Genomic DNA, 17,454 nt, shown 5'->3' on the forward strand with positions numbered 1-17,454 from the left:
ATGAATGAACGGTTTGAAGAGCCGATGCCTTGCGGGGCATCGGTTTTTGTTTTTGGGAGACAATAGGGCTGATAATCGCTGACTTGTGTTTTTCACTTTTATTCATGTATAATGAGAATCAAGTGACTGGGTGCGGTATAATTTTGAAATGAAAGATGTTCATTGGTTGACGGCCAACTGAATATAGTAGGAGGTTAAGATCCACTTGTCGAAGAAAAACACCGCTGATAAATTATCTATCTTCGCATTGGGCGGCGTGGGCGAAATCGGGAAAAATATGTACGTCGTCCAATACGGAAACGATATCGTCGTCATCGATGCAGGGTTGAAGTTCCCGGAAGAAGATATGCTCGGAATTGATATTGTCATTCCGGATATTTCATATTTGACCGATAATCGTGACAAAGTAAGAGGAATCCTCATTACGCACGGACACGAAGATCACATCGGTGGTCTTCCTTATGTACTGAGGCATTTGAATGTGCCAGTGTACGGCACGCGTTTGACGTTGGGCTTGATTGAGAGCAAGCTGCGCGAAGCCAATCTGCTGGGCGAGACGAAGCGCGTGCTGATTACGGCAGATTCCGAAGTGCAGCTCGGGTCGATCCGGGCGTCGTTCTTCAAGACGAACCACTCGATACCGGATTCGGTGGGGGTGTGTCTGGAGACACCGGAAGGCAATGTCGTCCATACGGGCGATTTCAAGTTCGATCATACGCCGGTTAACGAGCAATATGCCGATCTGCAGCGCATGGCTGAAATCGGCAGCAAGGGCGTGCTTGCCCTGTTGTCTGACAGCACGAATGCAGAGCGTCCAGGCTATACGCCTTCCGAGAGCAGCGTTGGGATTGTGCTGGAGGAAATTTTCCGCAGCGCTCAACAGCGCGTCGTCGTGGCGACGTTCGCCTCCAACATTCACCGGATACAGCAGGTGATTGAGGCAGCCCATGCGACGAACCGGAAGCTAACCGTGGTAGGGCGCAGCATGGTCAATGTCGTGACCATCGCTTCGGAACTCGGATATTTATATATTCCGGACGGTATGCTGATTGAACCGGATGAAGTGAACAAGATGGCGGCTGACCGCGTAGTCATACTCTCAACCGGCTCCCAGGGCGAGCCGATGTCAGCTCTGACGCGAATGGCGCGTTCTACGCACCGCAAGGTTGATATTTTGCCAGGAGACACGGTTGTCATTGCTGCTACTCCAATTCCGGGCAATGAGAAGTATGTCGGACGAACTATCGATGAGCTATCCCGCTTAGGTGCGAATGTCATCTATAGCGGCATGAGAGCAGGGGTTCACGTATCCGGTCACGGCAGCCAGGAAGAGCTCAAGCTGATGCTCAACCTGATGCGGCCTAAATATTTCATTCCGATTCACGGCGAGTACCGGATGCTGAGACACCACGCTCAGCTTGCGGAGTCGGTCGGAATTGAGCCAGAAAATATTTTCATTACGGACATCGGAGATACGGTCGAGATTCAGAATGGCGTTGCCCGGCGCGGATCGAAGGTACAATCGGGTTACGTGCTCATTGACGGACTCGGTGTCGGCGATGTCGGCAATATCGTATTGCGCGATCGCAAATTGTTGTCACAAGACGGCATTCTGGTCGTCGTTGTCACTTTGAGCAAGCAGGATGGAACGATTCTGTCCGGTCCGGATATCATTTCCCGCGGATTCGTCTATGTCCGTGAATCGGAAGGTCTTCTGGACGAGGCCAATCGCATCGTCACTTCGACGCTTCATAAGCTGATGAACGAGAATGTGAATGAGTGGGCTTCGCTCAAGACCAATGTGAAGGATGCGCTGGGCCGGTTCCTGTATGAGCAGACCCGCCGCCGTCCGATGATACTGCCTATAATTATGGAAGTATAATAAGTATGGGACGAGAATCCCAGTCACCAGTTATTCTCGTTCCGGCTTTTATTTCAAGGAAAGCTGTCACCCCTGTTTCGGCGGGGGCTGTCAGCTTTTTTGCATGGCCGAGAGAGGATAGGCATAACGTCGGAATGAGTTGCGCAACCTATGACGGCACCCACTAGACGAAATGGAGGGAATACAGATGCCTGATCCGAACATACATCTATATCAGCCGTCACTACATCAGAACGAGACGCCGCCTGACGGAAACAACCCATCCGGGGCAAATACCCCGCCCCCTGTCGAGAATATCCAGCAGTTGGGGACCGCTTCCACTCCGTCGCCGGGAGAATCGAACATTTACTGCCTGAATATTATCGGGCAGATTGAAGGACATATTGTGCTGCCGCCTCAAAATAAAACGACGAAATATGAGCATGTCATTCCGCAGTTGGTCGCTGCGGAGCAGAATGCCAAAATCGAAGGCGTTCTGATTATATTGAATACGGTGGGAGGAGACGTGGAAGCGGGGTTGGCGATTGCGGAAATGATCGCATCGATGTCGAAGCCGACCGTCACGCTCGTCTTGGGCGGAGGACATAGCATCGGCGTCCCGATCGCCGTCGCTTCCCAGATGAGTCTGATCGCCGAGACCGCCACGATGACGATTCATCCGATTCGGTTGACCGGGCTTGTCATCGGCGTGCCGCAGACGTTTGAATATTTGGATAAAATGCAGGAGCGAGTCGTAAGGTTCGTAACCTCTCATTCCCGCGTATCCGAGCATAAATTCAAGGAACTGATGTTCACGACGGGAGAACTGACCCGGGATATCGGCACGACGGTCATCGGGCACGATGCGGTGCGTTACGGTCTTATCGATGAAGTGGGCGGAGTCGGAGCGGCTCTCCGTCATCTCAATCGTCTGATTGACGAGCGCAAACTCAATAATAAGACGGCGCCTGGCAACGGAGCGACGATGCAACCGCCGGTTCAGCAGCCGCCATACGAGGGGGGACAAGTCTGATGCTTCATTCGATCATTCCAATGGAAGAAATATGGAGAGGCTATGAGAAAGAGCCCCGCTTCTTCGAGATGAAGCGGGACGGGCGGACACTGCTCGTCCAAGCGGTCGATGGCAGAACGGTCCGGATCGAACGGCTGCTGAAGGAGCAGGATATTCAAGATTTCCTACAACCCGAATATATGCCGGGCACGATGATTTCTCTCGGATGAGACGGGATCGAGGATGCCGAAAGTAACAAGCACGCTTCGTGATCGGAGCGTGCTTGGGCCTGTTCTGAAGAGATAATCGCTAGACCAATGGAAGCAGATTCTTTCCCCTGCTGCCCCTCTTAATCCCGATAGGAAGAACGGTTGTTCTGTGATATAATGGATCGATGGAGGTGAGCGCATTTGGCACGGAGGAAGAAAAAAAAGGCGTCCTTCAGCAAGAGTCTGAAATATGAAATCTACGGTATTTTGCTGATAACATGTTCTGTCATTGCCCTTGCAGGCGGTGCGGCATTCGGCCGCTCTTTGTCCAAGATCGCGGGCATGTTGCTGGGGAAATGGTACTTTATTATACCGCTTGTGTTCATATATATCGGACTTGCCGTCATGATCAAGCGCCAGTGGCCTTCCGGCTGGAATCCGCGGAAGACGGGGCTGCTCTGCATCATGCTGGCTCTGACGCTGATAACCACGGTCATCACGGTGGAGCAGCGGATACTTCCCGGCGCGGAGGAGGTTCGCGCGGGCATTATTTTTCAAGACATACATAACGCATTGAAGGTAGAATTGCTGCAGTCTCCGGACACGGGCACAGCGGGTACGATGCTGCAAAAAGATATAAGCGGCGGATATATCGGGGCGGCGCTGTATTGCGTCCTGTTCGTGCTGTTCGGCAGTCTGGGCACGAGGCTGCTGACGATCGTGCTGCTGTTCATCGGCTTCATGCTGGCGACTCAGCTGTCCTATGTGGAGTTGGTACGCTTAATACGGACCCAGATTAAGAAGTGGGCCGCCATTATCAACAAGAAGCGCAAAGCGCGGCTCAATGAACGCAGGGTGGCGGAGAGCAAAAGCCGAACTGCCGCCAAGGCGAAGCGTTCGCGTGATCGAATTCCCGATCCGGTGGAAGAAGAGGATGAGGATGAGGACGGTCCTCCGCGCCGGAAAAAGGTTCCTGTCTTCGTTCAATTGTTCGGCGGCAAGCGCCGGACCGATATGGAGGACGAAGAATATGCTGAAGATCCGGCCGTATTTACGGCTGGCGCTGCGACCGCGATTCCGCTGCAGCAGGAGATGGAAGAACCGTCCTCTGCCGTTGACGGAGCGGAGGAAGCAGCACCGCTGTTCCGCGATTTCACCGCCCAGCAGACATCCGATGCGGCCGGCTGTCATAATGACGAGGCCGATGAAGATGGCATTCATGAGACCGAGCCTGTCACTTCGCAGGGAGGCGATCATGCGGGCGGAGAGGAGGAGGCTGCCATCGATTCCGAAGCGTCGGATCACGAAGCATTGGATGGGGATGAATCGGATTCGGCGGGACCCCCGCCTGCGCCGGTCAAGAAGCCGCCGAAGCCATACCGGCTCCCTTCCTTCTCGCTGCTTGCGAAGCAGCAGAGCGCGGGCAAGGGCGGCGAGCATTCCGACTTCATGCAGACGGCACGCAAGCTGGAAGCGACGCTGGAGAGCTTCGGAGTCCGCGCCAAAGTATTGGAAGTGGTGCGGGGACCTGCGGTTACACGCTACGAGATCCAGCCGGATATCGGGGTCAAGGTAAGCCGTATCGTCAGCCTGTCCGACGATATTGCCCTCGCTCTGGCGGCCAAGGATATCCGTATGGAAGCGCCGATTCCGGGAAAATCGGCCATCGGCATTGAAGTGCCGAATAATGAAGTGTCGGTCGTAACGATGCGGGAAGTGATGGAGACGCCAACCTTTACCGAAGCGCCTTCCCGGTTGTCCATCGCCCTCGGCCGCGATATTTCCGGGATGCCGATTGTCGGCAATCTGGCGCGGATGCCCCATCTGCTCGTCGCGGGCGCGACCGGCTCAGGGAAGTCGGTCTGCATTAACGGCATCATTACGAGCATTCTGTACAAGGCGAAGCCGGATGAAGTCAAGTTCCTCATGGTCGATCCGAAGATGGTCGAGCTGAATGTGTATAACGGCATTCCGCACTTGCTTGCTCCGGTCGTCACCGATCCGAAGCGGGCGTCGCTTGCCCTTAAAAAAATCGTTGTCGAGATGGAAAAGCGCTATGAGCTGTTCTCCAAATCCGGTACGCGCAATATTGAAGGCTACAATAAGATGATGGCGGAGCAGCCGGATATGCTGCTGCCCTACATCGTCGTCATCGTGGACGAGCTGGCCGATCTGATGATGGTCGCCGCGAACGATGTAGAGGATGCGATCTGCCGACTCGCCCAGATGGCACGGGCCGCCGGGATCCATCTCATCATCGCGACCCAGCGGCCATCGGTCGATGTCATCACCGGGCTTATCAAGGCGAACATTCCTTCCCGGATTGCCTTCGGCGTGTCATCACAGGTCGATTCGCGAACGATTCTTGATTCGGCCGGCGCGGAGAAGCTGCTCGGACGGGGAGATATGCTGTTCCTGCCGGTAGGCGCTTCGAAGCCGGTTCGAGTCCAGGGCGCCTTCTTGTCCGATCAGGAGGTAGAGGCGATCGTCACGTATGTGAGCAGCCAGGGAGAAGCGGAGTACAACGAAGAGCTTGTTCCCGAGCTGGATGAGAATGGAACGGCTTCCGACGAGCCGGTAGATGAATTGTATGACCAGGCGCTGCAGATTGTGCTGGAGGCTCAGCAAGCATCGGCCTCGCTGCTGCAGCGGCGGATGCGCATTGGTTATAATCGCGCAAGCCGCTTGATCGATTATATGCATATGCAGGGAATTATCGGGCCGCATGAAGGAAGCCGCCCGCGTGAAGTGCTCATGACGCTGGAGCAATTTGAACAGAGCAAGCTGTCCTCTTAAGACGGATGGCAACCATATAAGCATTGATGAAAAGACGCTGGGGCGTCTTTTTTTCAGTCAGCGGAGATCCAATGGAATACCTTGCCTGAACAGATGGGATACTGAGCGTAAGGAGTAAGAAGCCAGAGGATAGCCCCCCAGGCCACCGAAGAAGTGGCAAGGTGAATAGAAAATGCTTGGTTTTCTCATAATAAAGTTGCCAATCCTGTCAAATTCACAAGAGAGAGGTAGACGTTAGGCCATGAGAAAACACATGATTTGGATTACAATGTGTATGGTATTCGTTCTGTTCGGCGCTTACCAGTACAAGTATATGACGGAAAACGCGCCCACCTTCAGCGGCGCGGCGCTAACGTACGGTTTTCAGGGAAAAGACGTCACGGAGCTGCAGGGCCGCCTTAAATTCCTCGGCTTCTATTACGGCAATGTTGACGGCATCTTCGGCAGTAAGACCATGGATTCGGTGAAATGGTTCCAATCGGAGTTCGGAATAACGGTGGACGGCATTGTCGGACCGAAAACGAGAGACAAGCTCGTCAAGGCGACGAAGAACTGGAAGCCGGAGACGGCGCCGAGTGGCAAACCGAAGACGGCGCCGAGCGGCAAGCCAAGCAATGTTAGCGGCTCCAATCCGATGGGATTGTCAGCGAACGATCTGAAGATAATGGCCAATGCGGTCTACGGTGAAGCCCGTGGCGAGCCGTATGAAGGCCAGGTGGCAGTTGCTGCGGTTATTTTGAACCGCGTCAAATCGCCGAGCTTCCCGAATACCGTATCCGGCGTCATCTTCCAACCGGGAGCTTTCACCGCCGTAGATGACGGACAGATCTGGCTTGAGCCGAATGAGCAGGCGCGTCAGGCGGTGCAGGATGCTATCAACGGCTGGGATCCTTCCGGAGGGTGCTTGTACTACTTCAATCCGGTGACCGCGACTTCCAAATGGATCTGGACACGGCCGCAGGTGAAGACGATTGGAAAACATATCTTCTGTATGTAATCCATGACGAAGAAGCAATGGTCTAATGGGCCGATTGCTTCTTTTGTTCAAATATAGCAAGTACGGAATCCATCTATACTTGGCTTGTTATTCACCCAGAAACGCTTTCCGTCCTTGGAGGGGACGAAGGCGTTTCTGCTTGTCTCGCCGCTGCCGGCCATTTATTTTGGGACATGCTTATGTAAAACAGGTATACATCGGGTACGTATCGAATATAACATGCATGACATCAGCCGTGCATCGTACACGGAAGAAAAGGGGTAAGTACATGAAGAAGCAACCGACGTTCGAACGAGGAACGGTCAATGGGATTCGCCTTCACGTCATGCCAACGAAGCGGTTCAAGACCTATGCGATCGCCGTCTACATGGGCGCTCCGCTGCAGGAAGACACCGTGACTCCACTGGCGCTGACACCATTCGTGCTGCGGCGGGGGACGGAAGCGCACCCGGAGACGATCCGCTTCCGAGAGAGACTGGATGAACTGTATGGAGCCGGGTTCGGCTTCGATATTTATAAGCGTGGCGATTATCAAATTGTGCAGTTCCGAATGGATGTCATTAACGACGCTTTTGTGCAATCTGCCGATTCCTTGCTGGATAAGGCATTCGAGTTTTTGGGAGGATGCATCACGGCACCGGTGACCCAAGAAGGCGTCTTTCGTTCTAAATATGTGAAGGAAGAAAAAGAAACGCTGATGCAGCGGATTGAAGCTATCGTGAATGACAAAATCCGTTATGCGGCGGAGCGCTGCATCGAAGAGATGTGCAAGGATGAACCGTACCGTCTTCATGCGCTTGGCAACCGCCGCGAACTGGAGGGTATCGATGCCGCTTCGCTGTACCGCACTTACCAGCAATGGCTGGAGCACTCGGCTATCGATGTGTATGTGATCGGCGATACGAGTCTGGAGGAGGTCGAACGGCTCGTAAAGGAATCATTCCGGATCAACCGCGCAGGCGAGACGCCTTATGCCCGTTCAATCCCCGTGCCGCGCACGGGAGAACCGAATACGGTCGTCGAGCGGCTGGAAGTGACTCAGGGCAAGCTCAATTTTGGTCTCCGTTCCACGATAACCTACGCCGACGATGCATATCCCGCAGCTCTGCTGTTCAACGGCGTGCTTGGCGGATACCCGCATTCGAAGCTGTTTATTCATGTCAGGGAAAAGAACAGTCTCGCTTACTATGCATCGTCGCGGCTGGATGGCCATAAAGGGATTTGCGCCATTCAATCGGGAATTGAATTCCAGAATTACGAAAAAGCAAAGCAGATCATTCTGGAGCAGATCGAAGCGATGAAGGCAGGACGCATCGCTGCGAAGGAACTGCAGCAGACGAAGGCGATGATTGCCAATCAGCTGCGTGAGATCGGGGATTCGGCCTTTGAAATGATCGGGTTCGATTTCAACCGTGTGCTCTCCGGCAAGGAGCGAACGACATCGCAATTGATCGCCGCCACGGAGCAGATGGAGGCGTCAGCCATTCAAGCCGCCGCCGAGACGTTTCATGTCGACATGATTTATTTCTTGCGCAACCGGGAGGAGGTATAAGACATGGAACAACGCCGCTATTCCCAACTACAGGAAACGCTCTATTACGAGCGGATGGACAATGGGCTGGATGTCTACGTGCTGCCGAAGTCCGGCTTCCAGAAAACGTACGCGTCCTTTTCCACCAAGTACGGCTCGATTGACAATCACTTTCGGGTAGAAGGGCAGGATGCCGTCAAGGTTCCCGACGGGATTGCTCATTTCCTGGAGCATAAAATGTTCGAAGAGCCGGAAGGCGATATCTTCGCTACCTTCGCGGAGCAGGGGGCTTCGGCGAATGCGTTCACGACATTCGATCGGACCGTCTATTTATTCTCTTCCACCAGCAATATCGAGAAAAATGTGGAAACGCTTGTCGATTTTGTGCAGCGTCCTTATTTTACGGATGAAAATGTGGAGAAGGAAAAGGGAATTATCGCTCAGGAAATCAATATGTACCGCGATAATCCAACCTGGCGCGTCTACTTCGGGCTCATCGAAGCGATGTATCAGGTCCATCCCGTTCATATCGATATCGCCGGCACGGTAGAATCGATCGGCACGATAACGAAGGATACGCTGTATACATGCTACCATACGTTCTACCACCCGACCAATATGCTGCTCTTTATCGTCGGGGGCGTTGATCCGGAGCGAATGATGGCCTTAATCCGCGAGAACCAGGCGCGCAAATCATTCGAGCCGCAGGGCAAAATCGAACGTATCTTTGACAGCGAACCCGAGACGGTGCGCGAAGCCCGCAAAGTATCGAAGCTGCCGGTCTCGCTGCCGCGCTGCTACTTCGGATGCAAGGAGCCTAAGCCGGGTCTGAACGGTCGTGCCCTGCTGGAATATGAAGTCGCGACGCGGATCATGATGGATCTGCTGCTCGGCTCGAGCTCGGCCTTGAACCAGATATTATACGAGGAAGGGCTGACGACGGATTCGTTCGGGAGCGAGTTCAACTGCAGCCCGGATTACGCCTTCTCGATAATGGGAGGAGAGACGAAGGATCCGGACCGTTTGGTGGAGCGGGTGCAGGAGCTGGTAGACGATACGAAGAAGACGGGATTTGAGCCGGCATCCTTCGAGCGTATCCGCAGCAAGGCGATCGGCGCCTACTTGCGAATGCTGAACTCGCCAGAGACTATTGCGAATGAATTCACGAAGTTTAAGTTCCGGGATGCGGATTTATTTGATATACTTTCCGTATATGAATCGCTGACACTGGAACAGATTCACCAACGGCTGCAGGATCATTTCGATTGGAACCGTCTGGCGATCTCGATCGTCGAGAAGCCGGATTGAAGCATGAATACACTTCGAAAGGCGTTGCTCTTCGAAGGTGAAAGAGGAAGGCGTGCCTGGCAGGCGCGCCTTCTGATCTGATTGCCGGTCGGCGGGAACAAAGGAGTGCATGACAGATGAAAGCATTGGCAGACACCTCGGTGCTCATTACCGGAGCAAGCCGCGGCATAGGCGCCGCGATTGCGCACAGGTTCGCCTCCGTCGGAATGAAGGTTATCATCCATTACTTGAACTCGCATGAAGCGGCCAACGAAGTCGCGAGAACCTGTCTTGCATACGGCGGAGAGGCCATTACGATTCGCGCCGATCTACGTTCGGCCGAACAGATCGACCGCATGAAATCAAAGCTGGACGAGTTAGGCTTTACGCCAGATATTTTGGTGAACAATGCGGGAACCGCCTATTACGGTCTGTTCACCGATGTGACGGAGGAGGAATGGGACGATTGCATGAACATCAACCTGAAGGGAATGTTCCTCTGCACCCAGCGCTTCGCCCCGCATATGATCTCGCAAAAGTACGGCCGCATTATTAACGTCTCCTCGGTATGGGGAATTACGGGCGCTTCGTGTGAAGTGATGTATTCAACGGCCAAAGGAGGCGTCAATGCCTTCACGAAATCATTGGCCAAGGAGCTGGCTCCGTCCGGCGTCACCGTGAATGCCGTCGCTCCAGGTGCTGTGGATACCGATATGATGAAGCATTTGGATACGTCGGAACGGAGCGCTCTGGAGGAAGATATTCCTGCAGGCCGGTTAGGCACACCGAACGAAATTGCCTCACTGGTCTATTTCCTGGCGTTGCCGGAATCCAGCTACATTACTGGACAAGTCATTAGCCCGAACGGGGGCTGGCAGACGTAACCCCTCTGCAGCCAGCTTGCTCCATGCATAATTCATGCTCCGGTGGACCATATTACGACTGTTGACGCATTATTTTAATTAGCCACAAGGAGGCGTTCTCATGTCATCTGTAATGAAAAATTTCGACACGTGGAAAAAGTTTCTCGGCGAGCGCGTCAAGCAGGCGAAAGGAATGGGAATGACCGAAGAGACCATCTCTAACCTAGCCTATGAAATCGGTTCGTTCCTGGAGGAGAAGGTCGACCCCCAAAACCAGCAAAACCGGGCGCTGAAGGAATTGTGGGAAGTCGGCACCGAGCAGGAGCGGAAGGTGCTGGCGAGCTTGATGGTCAAATTGGCGGAACAGCATAGCTAAAAAGCATTGTTGGATAAAGGAAGGAAGTTCTGTAAAGAGCTTTCTTTCTTTTCATCTCAAAAAAATATGATCGGGAAGACATGTCATATAAGCTGACAATCTGCTATAATGGATATGTCCGCCAAGCGGTAATTTGTGACCGCTTTTTCTTATTTGTTCGGTGAAGCCAGGTGGAATTTGCGTGCCGAGTATTGTAGAATGAAAACGGCGGAACTGTAACCGCGGACGAGGTGCGTCATGAAGTACAAACAGTGGTATATGGAGTATAAAATACATAAAAACCGCCCGGGATTGCTTGGAGACATCGCGTCTTTGCTCGGCATGCTGGAGGTCAATATTTTGACAATTAATGGGGTCGAGGATAAGACCAGAGGCATGCTCCTTCAGACCGATGACGACGAGAAAATCGAAGTGATGGGCAAAATGTTGAGAAAGGTAGACAACATCACGGTGTCAGCGCTCCGGCAGCCTCGGCTGGTAGATATTTTGGCTGTGCGCCATGGCCGCTATATCGAGCGGGATTCGGACGATCGGAAGACGTTCCGCTTTACCCGGGACGAACTTGGCTTGCTGGTTGATTTCCTTGGCGAAATATTCAAGCGCGATGGTCATCAGGTGATCGGCGTGCGCGGCATGCCCCGGGTCGGCAAGACGGAGTCCATCATTGCCGGAAGCGTCTGCTCCATGAAGCGCTGGTCCTTCGTCTCCTCAACGCTTCTGCGCCAGACGGTGCGGAGCCAGATGTCCGAGGACGAGATGAATGTCAACAATATCTTCATTATAGACGGCATCGTGAGCACTATTCGATCCAATGAACGCCATGCGGCCTTGCTGCAGGAAATACTCGGTATGCCGTCGACGAAGGTCATTGAGCATCCGGATATATTCGTGAAGGAAACCCGTTACGATTATGATTTCTTTGATTATATCATTGAACTGCGGAATAGCCCCGATGAAGAAATTACATATGAATCTTTTACGGCGAATTATTATGATTTTTGAATAGGAAGAAAGCACCAACCGGAGAGATTTTGTGCAGGAGGTGAAAATGTGTCGGAATTGGGGCAGTTGTTGAAAAAGGCCAGGCTTGAGAAGGGCCTGACGCTGGATGACGTTCAAGAAGCGACCAAAATCCGCAAACGTTATCTGGAAGCGATAGAAGAAGGGGATTACAAAGTCCTGCCGGGCTCGTTCTACGTACGCGCCTTCATTAAGACGTACGCAGAGACGGTGGGCTTGAATCCGGATGAGCTCCTGCAATTTTATCGCAATGATATTCCCGCTCCGGAAGTGGAGACGACGGTAGAGCCAATGATTCGGAAGAAGCGCCGTGCGGTTCATTCGGACAAGTTCGGGCGTTGGGCAACGACGATACTGATGTGGTCGTTTTTCGCCTTGATCATTGTGATTGTTTATTTTTATGTGGTGAACAATAAGACACCGGACAATCAGACATCTGACAATTCGGGTATTATAAGCGACACCACGGGGGAGAAGACACCGGGTGCCGGAGCGCAGACTCCACCCCCGGACAGCGGCAATGGAACCAAGGAGCCGGAAACGACGGTGCCGCCGGTTGAACCGGAGAAGGAACCTATCGTTGCCCGCACATCCGCGAACGGATACGAATATGCCGTCGCCTCGCCGGAAGGCGGTAAGGTAGAAGCCGAGATTGCCGCTACGGGCAGAAGCTGGATCTCCGTGCGGGAAGGCAGCGGCCAAGGCAAGATATTGTTCGAGGACACTGTGGATGCGGATTTCAAGCAGACCTTCGAAATCCCCGAAGCGGGATTGTATTTCCGATCCGGGAGAACGGATAATACGTCCATTACCGTGTTAGGCCACACGCTGGATGACGGTAATTCCGCCAATAACCCTACCAACGTCATCGTCAAGGTCGTCTCCTATGAAGAAGCGGAGAAGCTGGCGGCAGAGGGCGGCGGTGCTTCCGGAGGCCAATAAATTGCGGACGGTTTGAACAGAAGCCCATTTCAAGAGATGGACGATCGGACTGCATGCTCTATCGCATAATCGCACCTGAACGGGAGAGAATAATGTTGTGGCGCACGTTTAATCTCTCCGGAAGTGAGGTGTCGAATATGGCAGTAAGTTGGATCGTCACAGGCTTGGGCGTCATCGTCAGCTTGTTGGGCTATTACTTGACTCCGAGCGCATGGGGATACGGGATTTTGGGATTTGGGCTGGCACATATTGTGCTTGGCGTACTGGATATGTTCCGCGCGCCTTCACGCAGCCGTTACTAAATGCCGTTAGCGGCACAGGCATTCCTCCATACAGCGGAGGAGTGCCTTTGTGCTGTACATATTGAAGAAGAGGTTGTTCATGCACTTTATGGAAAGGGAGAGATGAACATGGCCGAGTACTCATTTGATATTGTATCGAAGATGGATATGCAGGAACTGAATAACGCCGTTCAGCAAGCGATGAAGGAGATCGGGGGACGGTATGATTTCAAAGGAAGCAAAAGCGATATTTCGCTGGACAAAAATGAGATGGTCGTCCTGTCCGATGACGAATACAAACTGAAGAGCGTGTTCGATATTTTGCAATCGAAAATGATCAAACGGGGCTTGTCTCCTAAAAACATGCATTATGGAAAACTCGAGCCGGCCTCGGGCGGTACGGTTCGTCAACGTATCCAGCTGAAGCAAGGGATCGAGCAGGATATTGCCAAAAAAATCAACATCTTGATTCGGGACTCCAAGCTAAAGGTCAAAAGTCAAATTCAGGGCGATCAGCTTCGGGTCACCGGAAAAAACAAAGACGATTTGCAGGCCGTTATGAATCTGCTGAGAGAGGCCGATATTCCATTGGATTTGCAGTTTACGAATTACCGTTAGTCCCAAAAAAGGCCGGTTTAAGCTTCGTGATCAAAATCGGACCTTGGTAAAGCCCATCATCCCTGTCTATAGGAGAGAGATGCTGGGCTTCTCCTGTTTTTTTGACGAGGAATGAACCGTGTATTATACTGATGAGATAGAAATGGCGTTTAAATATCGTTACTTATTGCTAGAATAAATATAGATGGATAGGTTATGAGGGTAGGTAACATCTATAGTCGTTCTTGAACCGTTATACGCATTCATTGCTTATTCAAAGAGCCTTTTTATACGGCCTTTATTATTGCTGCTGCAGATGGGTTGGGGGATGTATACATGACAGAACAAATCAAAATCGTAACGCTGGGCTGCGACAAAAACTTGGTGGATTCCGAGATTATGTCCGGAATTATGGATCAGTACGGGCATGAATTGGTAGAAAACGCGGAGGATGCAACCGTCATTATTGTCAATACTTGCGGGTTCATCGATGCAGCGAAGGAAGAATCGGTCAATACGATTTTGGAACTGGCAGACTTGAAGGAGACCGCCCGCTTGAAGGCGCTCATCGTCTCCGGATGTCTGACGCAGCGATACAAGGAACAATTGTTGGAGGAAATGCCGGAGATTGACGGCATCGTCGGCACGGGGGACTTCCACAAAATTAACGATATCGTCGCCGAAGCGCTCCAAGGCAGGAAGCCGGTCCACGTTGGCAATCCGGTGTTCAACTATGAACAGATCTTGCCGCGCAAAGTTGCGACGCCGCGCTACACCGCTTATGTCAAAATCGCGGAGGGCTGCGATAACAATTGCACCTTCTGCAGCATTCCGATTATGCGGGGCAAATTCCGCAGCCGCTCGATGGAATCGATTCTGGCCGAGGTGAAGCAGCTTGCGGAGCAAGGCGTCAGGGAGATCAGCTTGATCGCTCAGGACTCTACCAATTACGGCGTCGATCTGTATGATGGCTTCAAGCTGCCGGAGCTAATGAACAAAGTCAGCGAAGTGCCCGGCGTTGAGTGGGTTCGTCTTCATTATGCATATCCGGGATTTTTCACGGAAGAGCTAATCGACATGATCGCCTCGAATCCGAAGATCTGTAAATATGTCGATATGCCGCTGCAGCATAGCGAAGACACGATTCTCAAGCGGATGCGCCGGCCGGGCCGCCAGCGCGATTCCCGCGAGCTGGTTCGCAAAATCCGGGCGGAGATTCCGGAAGTGGCCCTCCGTACCTCGATTATCGTTGGTTTTCCGGGCGAGACGGATGAAGATTTCGAAAATTTGGCTTCCTTCGTGCGTGAGATGAAGTTTGATCGTCTCGGCGTCTTCACTTATTCGCCGGAAGAAGACACGGCGGCGACGCGGCTCCCGGATCATGTGCCGGACGAAGTGAAGGAATGGCGCGCGAATACACTGATGGAGATTCAGCGCGAAGTATCGAAGAACGTGAACGAGCGTCATATCGGCCGCACCCTGGATGTGCTGGTTGAGCGTTATGACGGCCGCAACGACGTATATATCGGGCGTTCGCAGTATGATGCGCCGGAGATTGACGGTGAAGTGTTCATCTCGAACTGCAAATTAAGCATCGGGGAAATCGCCAAAGTCAAAATTACGCACGCACTCGAATTTGATTTGGCCGGGGAGGGTGTCTTGTGAATCTGGCGAACAAGATCACGTTAACTCGCATATTTCTTGTGCCGATCATGATGTTCTTCTTGTTGGTGAATTTTGATTATTTGCCGCCGATTCAGATAGAAGACTTCTATATTACGTACAACCAGATTATCGCGGCCCTTATCTTCATTATCGCGGCAAGCACCGATGGCGTGGACGGGTATATCGCCCGCAAGCGCAAAATGGTGACGAACCTGGGCAAGCTGCTTGATCCGTTGGCAGACAAGTTGCTGGTGGCCGCCGTGCTCATCTCGCTGGTCGAGATGGGCAAATGCGACGCATTGATCGCGATCGTCATCATTAGCCGCGAGTTCGCCGTTACGGGGCTGCGCCAGGTAGCTCTGCTGGAAGGAACGGTTATGGCCGCGAGCAAGTGGGGGAAGTGGAAGACGGCCACCCAAATTACCGCCATCGTCGCGATGCTGCTGAACAACTTTCCGTTTGTTCTGGTGGGCATTCCGTTCGACCTGATCTCTACCTGGATCGCTGCCATCATTACGATCTATTCAGGTATTGATTATTTTGTCAAAAATAAAAGTGTGCTTCATTTCTCGTAGCCTGGCTGCAGGACAATAGGCGCTTTTTCCCGTCTGGATCAGTGTGGAAAAAGGCCTATTTTTTCTTGAATCGAGTACGGTATCCTTCGAAATGTGCACTTATGCTGAACAGAAAAGGGATGATGTAGGATGAACGCGGAAATCATTGCCGTAGGCACGGAGCTGCTGCTCGGCGAAATCGTAAACACAAATGCGCAGTTTATTTCGCAGCAATTGGCGCTGCTTGGCATTGATGTTTATTTTCAGACGGTTGTCGGAGATAATCCACACCGGCTTCGCCATGTGCTGGAGACAGCGAGGACCCGCTCGCGGCTCATTATTTTGACAGGCGGCCTCGGGCCGACGATGGATGATATTACGAAGGATATCGTGGCCGAGCTGCTGGGACGCGAGACCTTCCTGGACGAAGCTGCAGTGGCGAAGATGGAGCACATGTTCTCCCGCCGGGGAACGCCGATGGTGGAGAGCAACAAGCGCCAGGCGATGGTTATCGAGGGCGCGACGATTTTGCCGAACGAGACGGGACTTGCGCTCGGCAATGCGCTCCTGGCGGACGGCACCGGCTTCATCCTGCTGCCGGGACCGCCGCGCGAGATGAAACCGATGTTCGAGCAGGAAGTCATCCCATGGCTGCACAGCAGCGGACTGGTGGATGAAGCGGTGCTGCATACGCGGAAGCTGAAGTTCGCGGGAATCGGCGAATCGAAGCTGGAGGATATGCTTCGCGACCTGATCGAGGCGCAGGAGCATACGACGATCGCCACCTATGCGAAGGAAGGCGAAGTGCTGGTCCGTCTCGCGACGAAGACGGCGGATGACCGGCAAGCGGCGCAGCGCCTTGCTGAGACGGAGTCGGCCATTATGAGCCGTATCGGAGAGCATCTGTTCACGGCGGAGGATATCTCCTTGCCGGAGGCGCTGCTTCAGCTGATGAGCGAGCGGAAGCTTACGCTGTCGGCGGCCGAGAGCTGCACCGGCGGATTATTCGCCGAGATGATTACGTCCGTTCCGGGAAGCTCGGATGTGTTTCAGGGAGGCGCTGTCACGTACTCGAATGAGATGAAGGAGCGAATCCTTGGCGTCCCGCACGAGCTTCTTGAAGGAGAGCAGGCTCCTGGAGCCGTCAGCGCTGAGACGGCGAAGGCGATGGCCGAAGGAATGCAGGACATCGCGGCTACGGACTTCTCGATCGCGATTACGGGCGTCGCGGGACCGGGCCATTCCGAACGGAAGCCGGTCGGCCTCGTCTATATCGCCATCGCCGAGAAGGGGAGAGACACACAGGTCGAGGAGCTTCGCTTGACAGGAGACCGTTCGACGATTCGGCTGAGAACCGTGAATGCGGTCATGTACCGGCTGTGGACCTGTGCGCGGCAGTATGGATAAGCTGTCAATCGTCTGTGAAAATGTCACTTTAACTGTGCTATGAAAATGTCACTTGT

At 53.1% G+C, this 17,454-nt stretch carries 16 protein-coding genes; all 16 read left to right on the plus strand.

The genetic code is table 11. The features are described 5' to 3' along the window. Positions 1-205: 205 nt before the first annotated feature. The 16 genes from DQX05_RS18365 to DQX05_RS18440 all read left to right on the plus strand — a co-directional run bounded on the left by DQX05_RS18365 (position 206) and on the right by DQX05_RS18440 (position 17,398). Complete coding sequence (locus DQX05_RS18365; RefSeq protein WP_119794953.1) at positions 206-1,882, plus strand: ribonuclease J; 1,677 nt, start codon at positions 206-208, stop codon at positions 1,880-1,882. Positions 1,883-2,069: 187 nt separating this feature from the next. Next, positions 2,070-2,894, plus strand: coding sequence for a ClpP family protease (locus tag DQX05_RS18370; RefSeq protein ID WP_119794954.1), 825 nt, complete (start codon positions 2,070-2,072; stop codon positions 2,892-2,894). Beyond that, the gene (locus DQX05_RS18375; RefSeq protein WP_119794955.1) at positions 2,894-3,103 is read left to right on the plus strand and encodes a YlzJ-like family protein; all 210 of its coding nucleotides are present in this window, start codon (positions 2,894-2,896) and stop codon (positions 3,101-3,103) included. The genes DQX05_RS18370 and DQX05_RS18375 overlap by 1 nt, the downstream gene beginning before the upstream one ends. Positions 3,104-3,283: 180 nt before the next feature. After that, entirely contained in the window at positions 3,284-5,878 is a 2,595-nt protein-coding gene (locus DQX05_RS18380) for an FtsK/SpoIIIE family DNA translocase (protein WP_119794956.1), read from the plus strand. Between the two features lie 253 nt (positions 5,879-6,131). Then, entirely contained in the window at positions 6,132-6,875 is a 744-nt protein-coding gene (gene sleB, locus DQX05_RS18385; protein WP_119794957.1) for a spore cortex-lytic enzyme, read from the plus strand. Positions 6,876-7,143: 268 nt separating this feature from the next. Next, positions 7,144-8,427, plus strand: coding sequence for an EF-P 5-aminopentanol modification-associated protein YfmF (yfmF, locus tag DQX05_RS18390; protein WP_119794958.1), 1,284 nt, complete (start codon positions 7,144-7,146; stop codon positions 8,425-8,427). 3 nt (positions 8,428-8,430) lie between these two features. Further along, the gene (yfmH, locus tag DQX05_RS18395) at positions 8,431-9,714 is read left to right on the plus strand and encodes an EF-P 5-aminopentanol modification-associated protein YfmH (protein WP_119794959.1); all 1,284 of its coding nucleotides are present in this window, start codon (positions 8,431-8,433) and stop codon (positions 9,712-9,714) included. Between the two features lie 116 nt (positions 9,715-9,830). After that, positions 9,831-10,577, plus strand: coding sequence for an elongation factor P 5-aminopentanone reductase (gene ymfI / locus DQX05_RS18400; RefSeq protein WP_119794960.1), 747 nt, complete (start codon positions 9,831-9,833; stop codon positions 10,575-10,577). Positions 10,578-10,677: 100 nt separating this feature from the next. Continuing rightward, positions 10,678-10,932 (plus strand): DUF3243 domain-containing protein, encoded by a 255-nt coding sequence (locus tag DQX05_RS18405; protein ID WP_119794961.1) that lies wholly within the window; start codon positions 10,678-10,680, stop codon positions 10,930-10,932. Positions 10,933-11,169: 237 nt separating this feature from the next. Then, entirely contained in the window at positions 11,170-11,934 is a 765-nt protein-coding gene (locus tag DQX05_RS18410; protein WP_119794962.1) for a DUF3388 domain-containing protein, read from the plus strand. A gap of 48 nt (positions 11,935-11,982) precedes the next feature. Then, a complete protein-coding gene (locus DQX05_RS18415; protein ID WP_119794963.1) occupies positions 11,983-12,894 on the plus strand; it encodes a helix-turn-helix domain-containing protein in 912 nt (303 codons plus the stop codon). 137 nt (positions 12,895-13,031) lie between these two features. Beyond that, on the plus strand, positions 13,032-13,196 hold the full coding sequence (locus tag DQX05_RS18420; protein WP_006678365.1) for a hypothetical protein: 165 nt from the start codon (positions 13,032-13,034) through the stop codon (positions 13,194-13,196). Between the two features lie 108 nt (positions 13,197-13,304). Further along, positions 13,305-13,793: a YajQ family cyclic di-GMP-binding protein gene (locus tag DQX05_RS18425; protein ID WP_119794965.1), complete on the plus strand. Its 489-nt coding sequence runs from the start codon at positions 13,305-13,307 to the stop codon at positions 13,791-13,793. Positions 13,794-14,108: 315 nt separating this feature from the next. Continuing rightward, a complete protein-coding gene (gene rimO / locus DQX05_RS18430) occupies positions 14,109-15,437 on the plus strand; it encodes a 30S ribosomal protein S12 methylthiotransferase RimO (RefSeq protein WP_119794966.1) in 1,329 nt (442 codons plus the stop codon). Next, a complete protein-coding gene (gene pgsA / locus DQX05_RS18435; RefSeq protein WP_087441371.1) occupies positions 15,434-16,012 on the plus strand; it encodes a CDP-diacylglycerol--glycerol-3-phosphate 3-phosphatidyltransferase in 579 nt (192 codons plus the stop codon). The genes rimO and pgsA overlap by 4 nt, the downstream gene beginning before the upstream one ends. 129 nt (positions 16,013-16,141) lie before the next feature. Next, positions 16,142-17,398: a competence/damage-inducible protein A gene (locus DQX05_RS18440; RefSeq protein WP_119794967.1), complete on the plus strand. Its 1,257-nt coding sequence runs from the start codon at positions 16,142-16,144 to the stop codon at positions 17,396-17,398. Positions 17,399-17,454 lie beyond the last annotated feature (56 nt).

Origin of the sequence: Paenibacillus thiaminolyticus (assembly GCF_003591545.1) — a bacterium.
Taxonomy (GTDB): domain Bacteria; phylum Bacillota; class Bacilli; order Paenibacillales; family Paenibacillaceae; genus Paenibacillus_B; species Paenibacillus_B thiaminolyticus_A.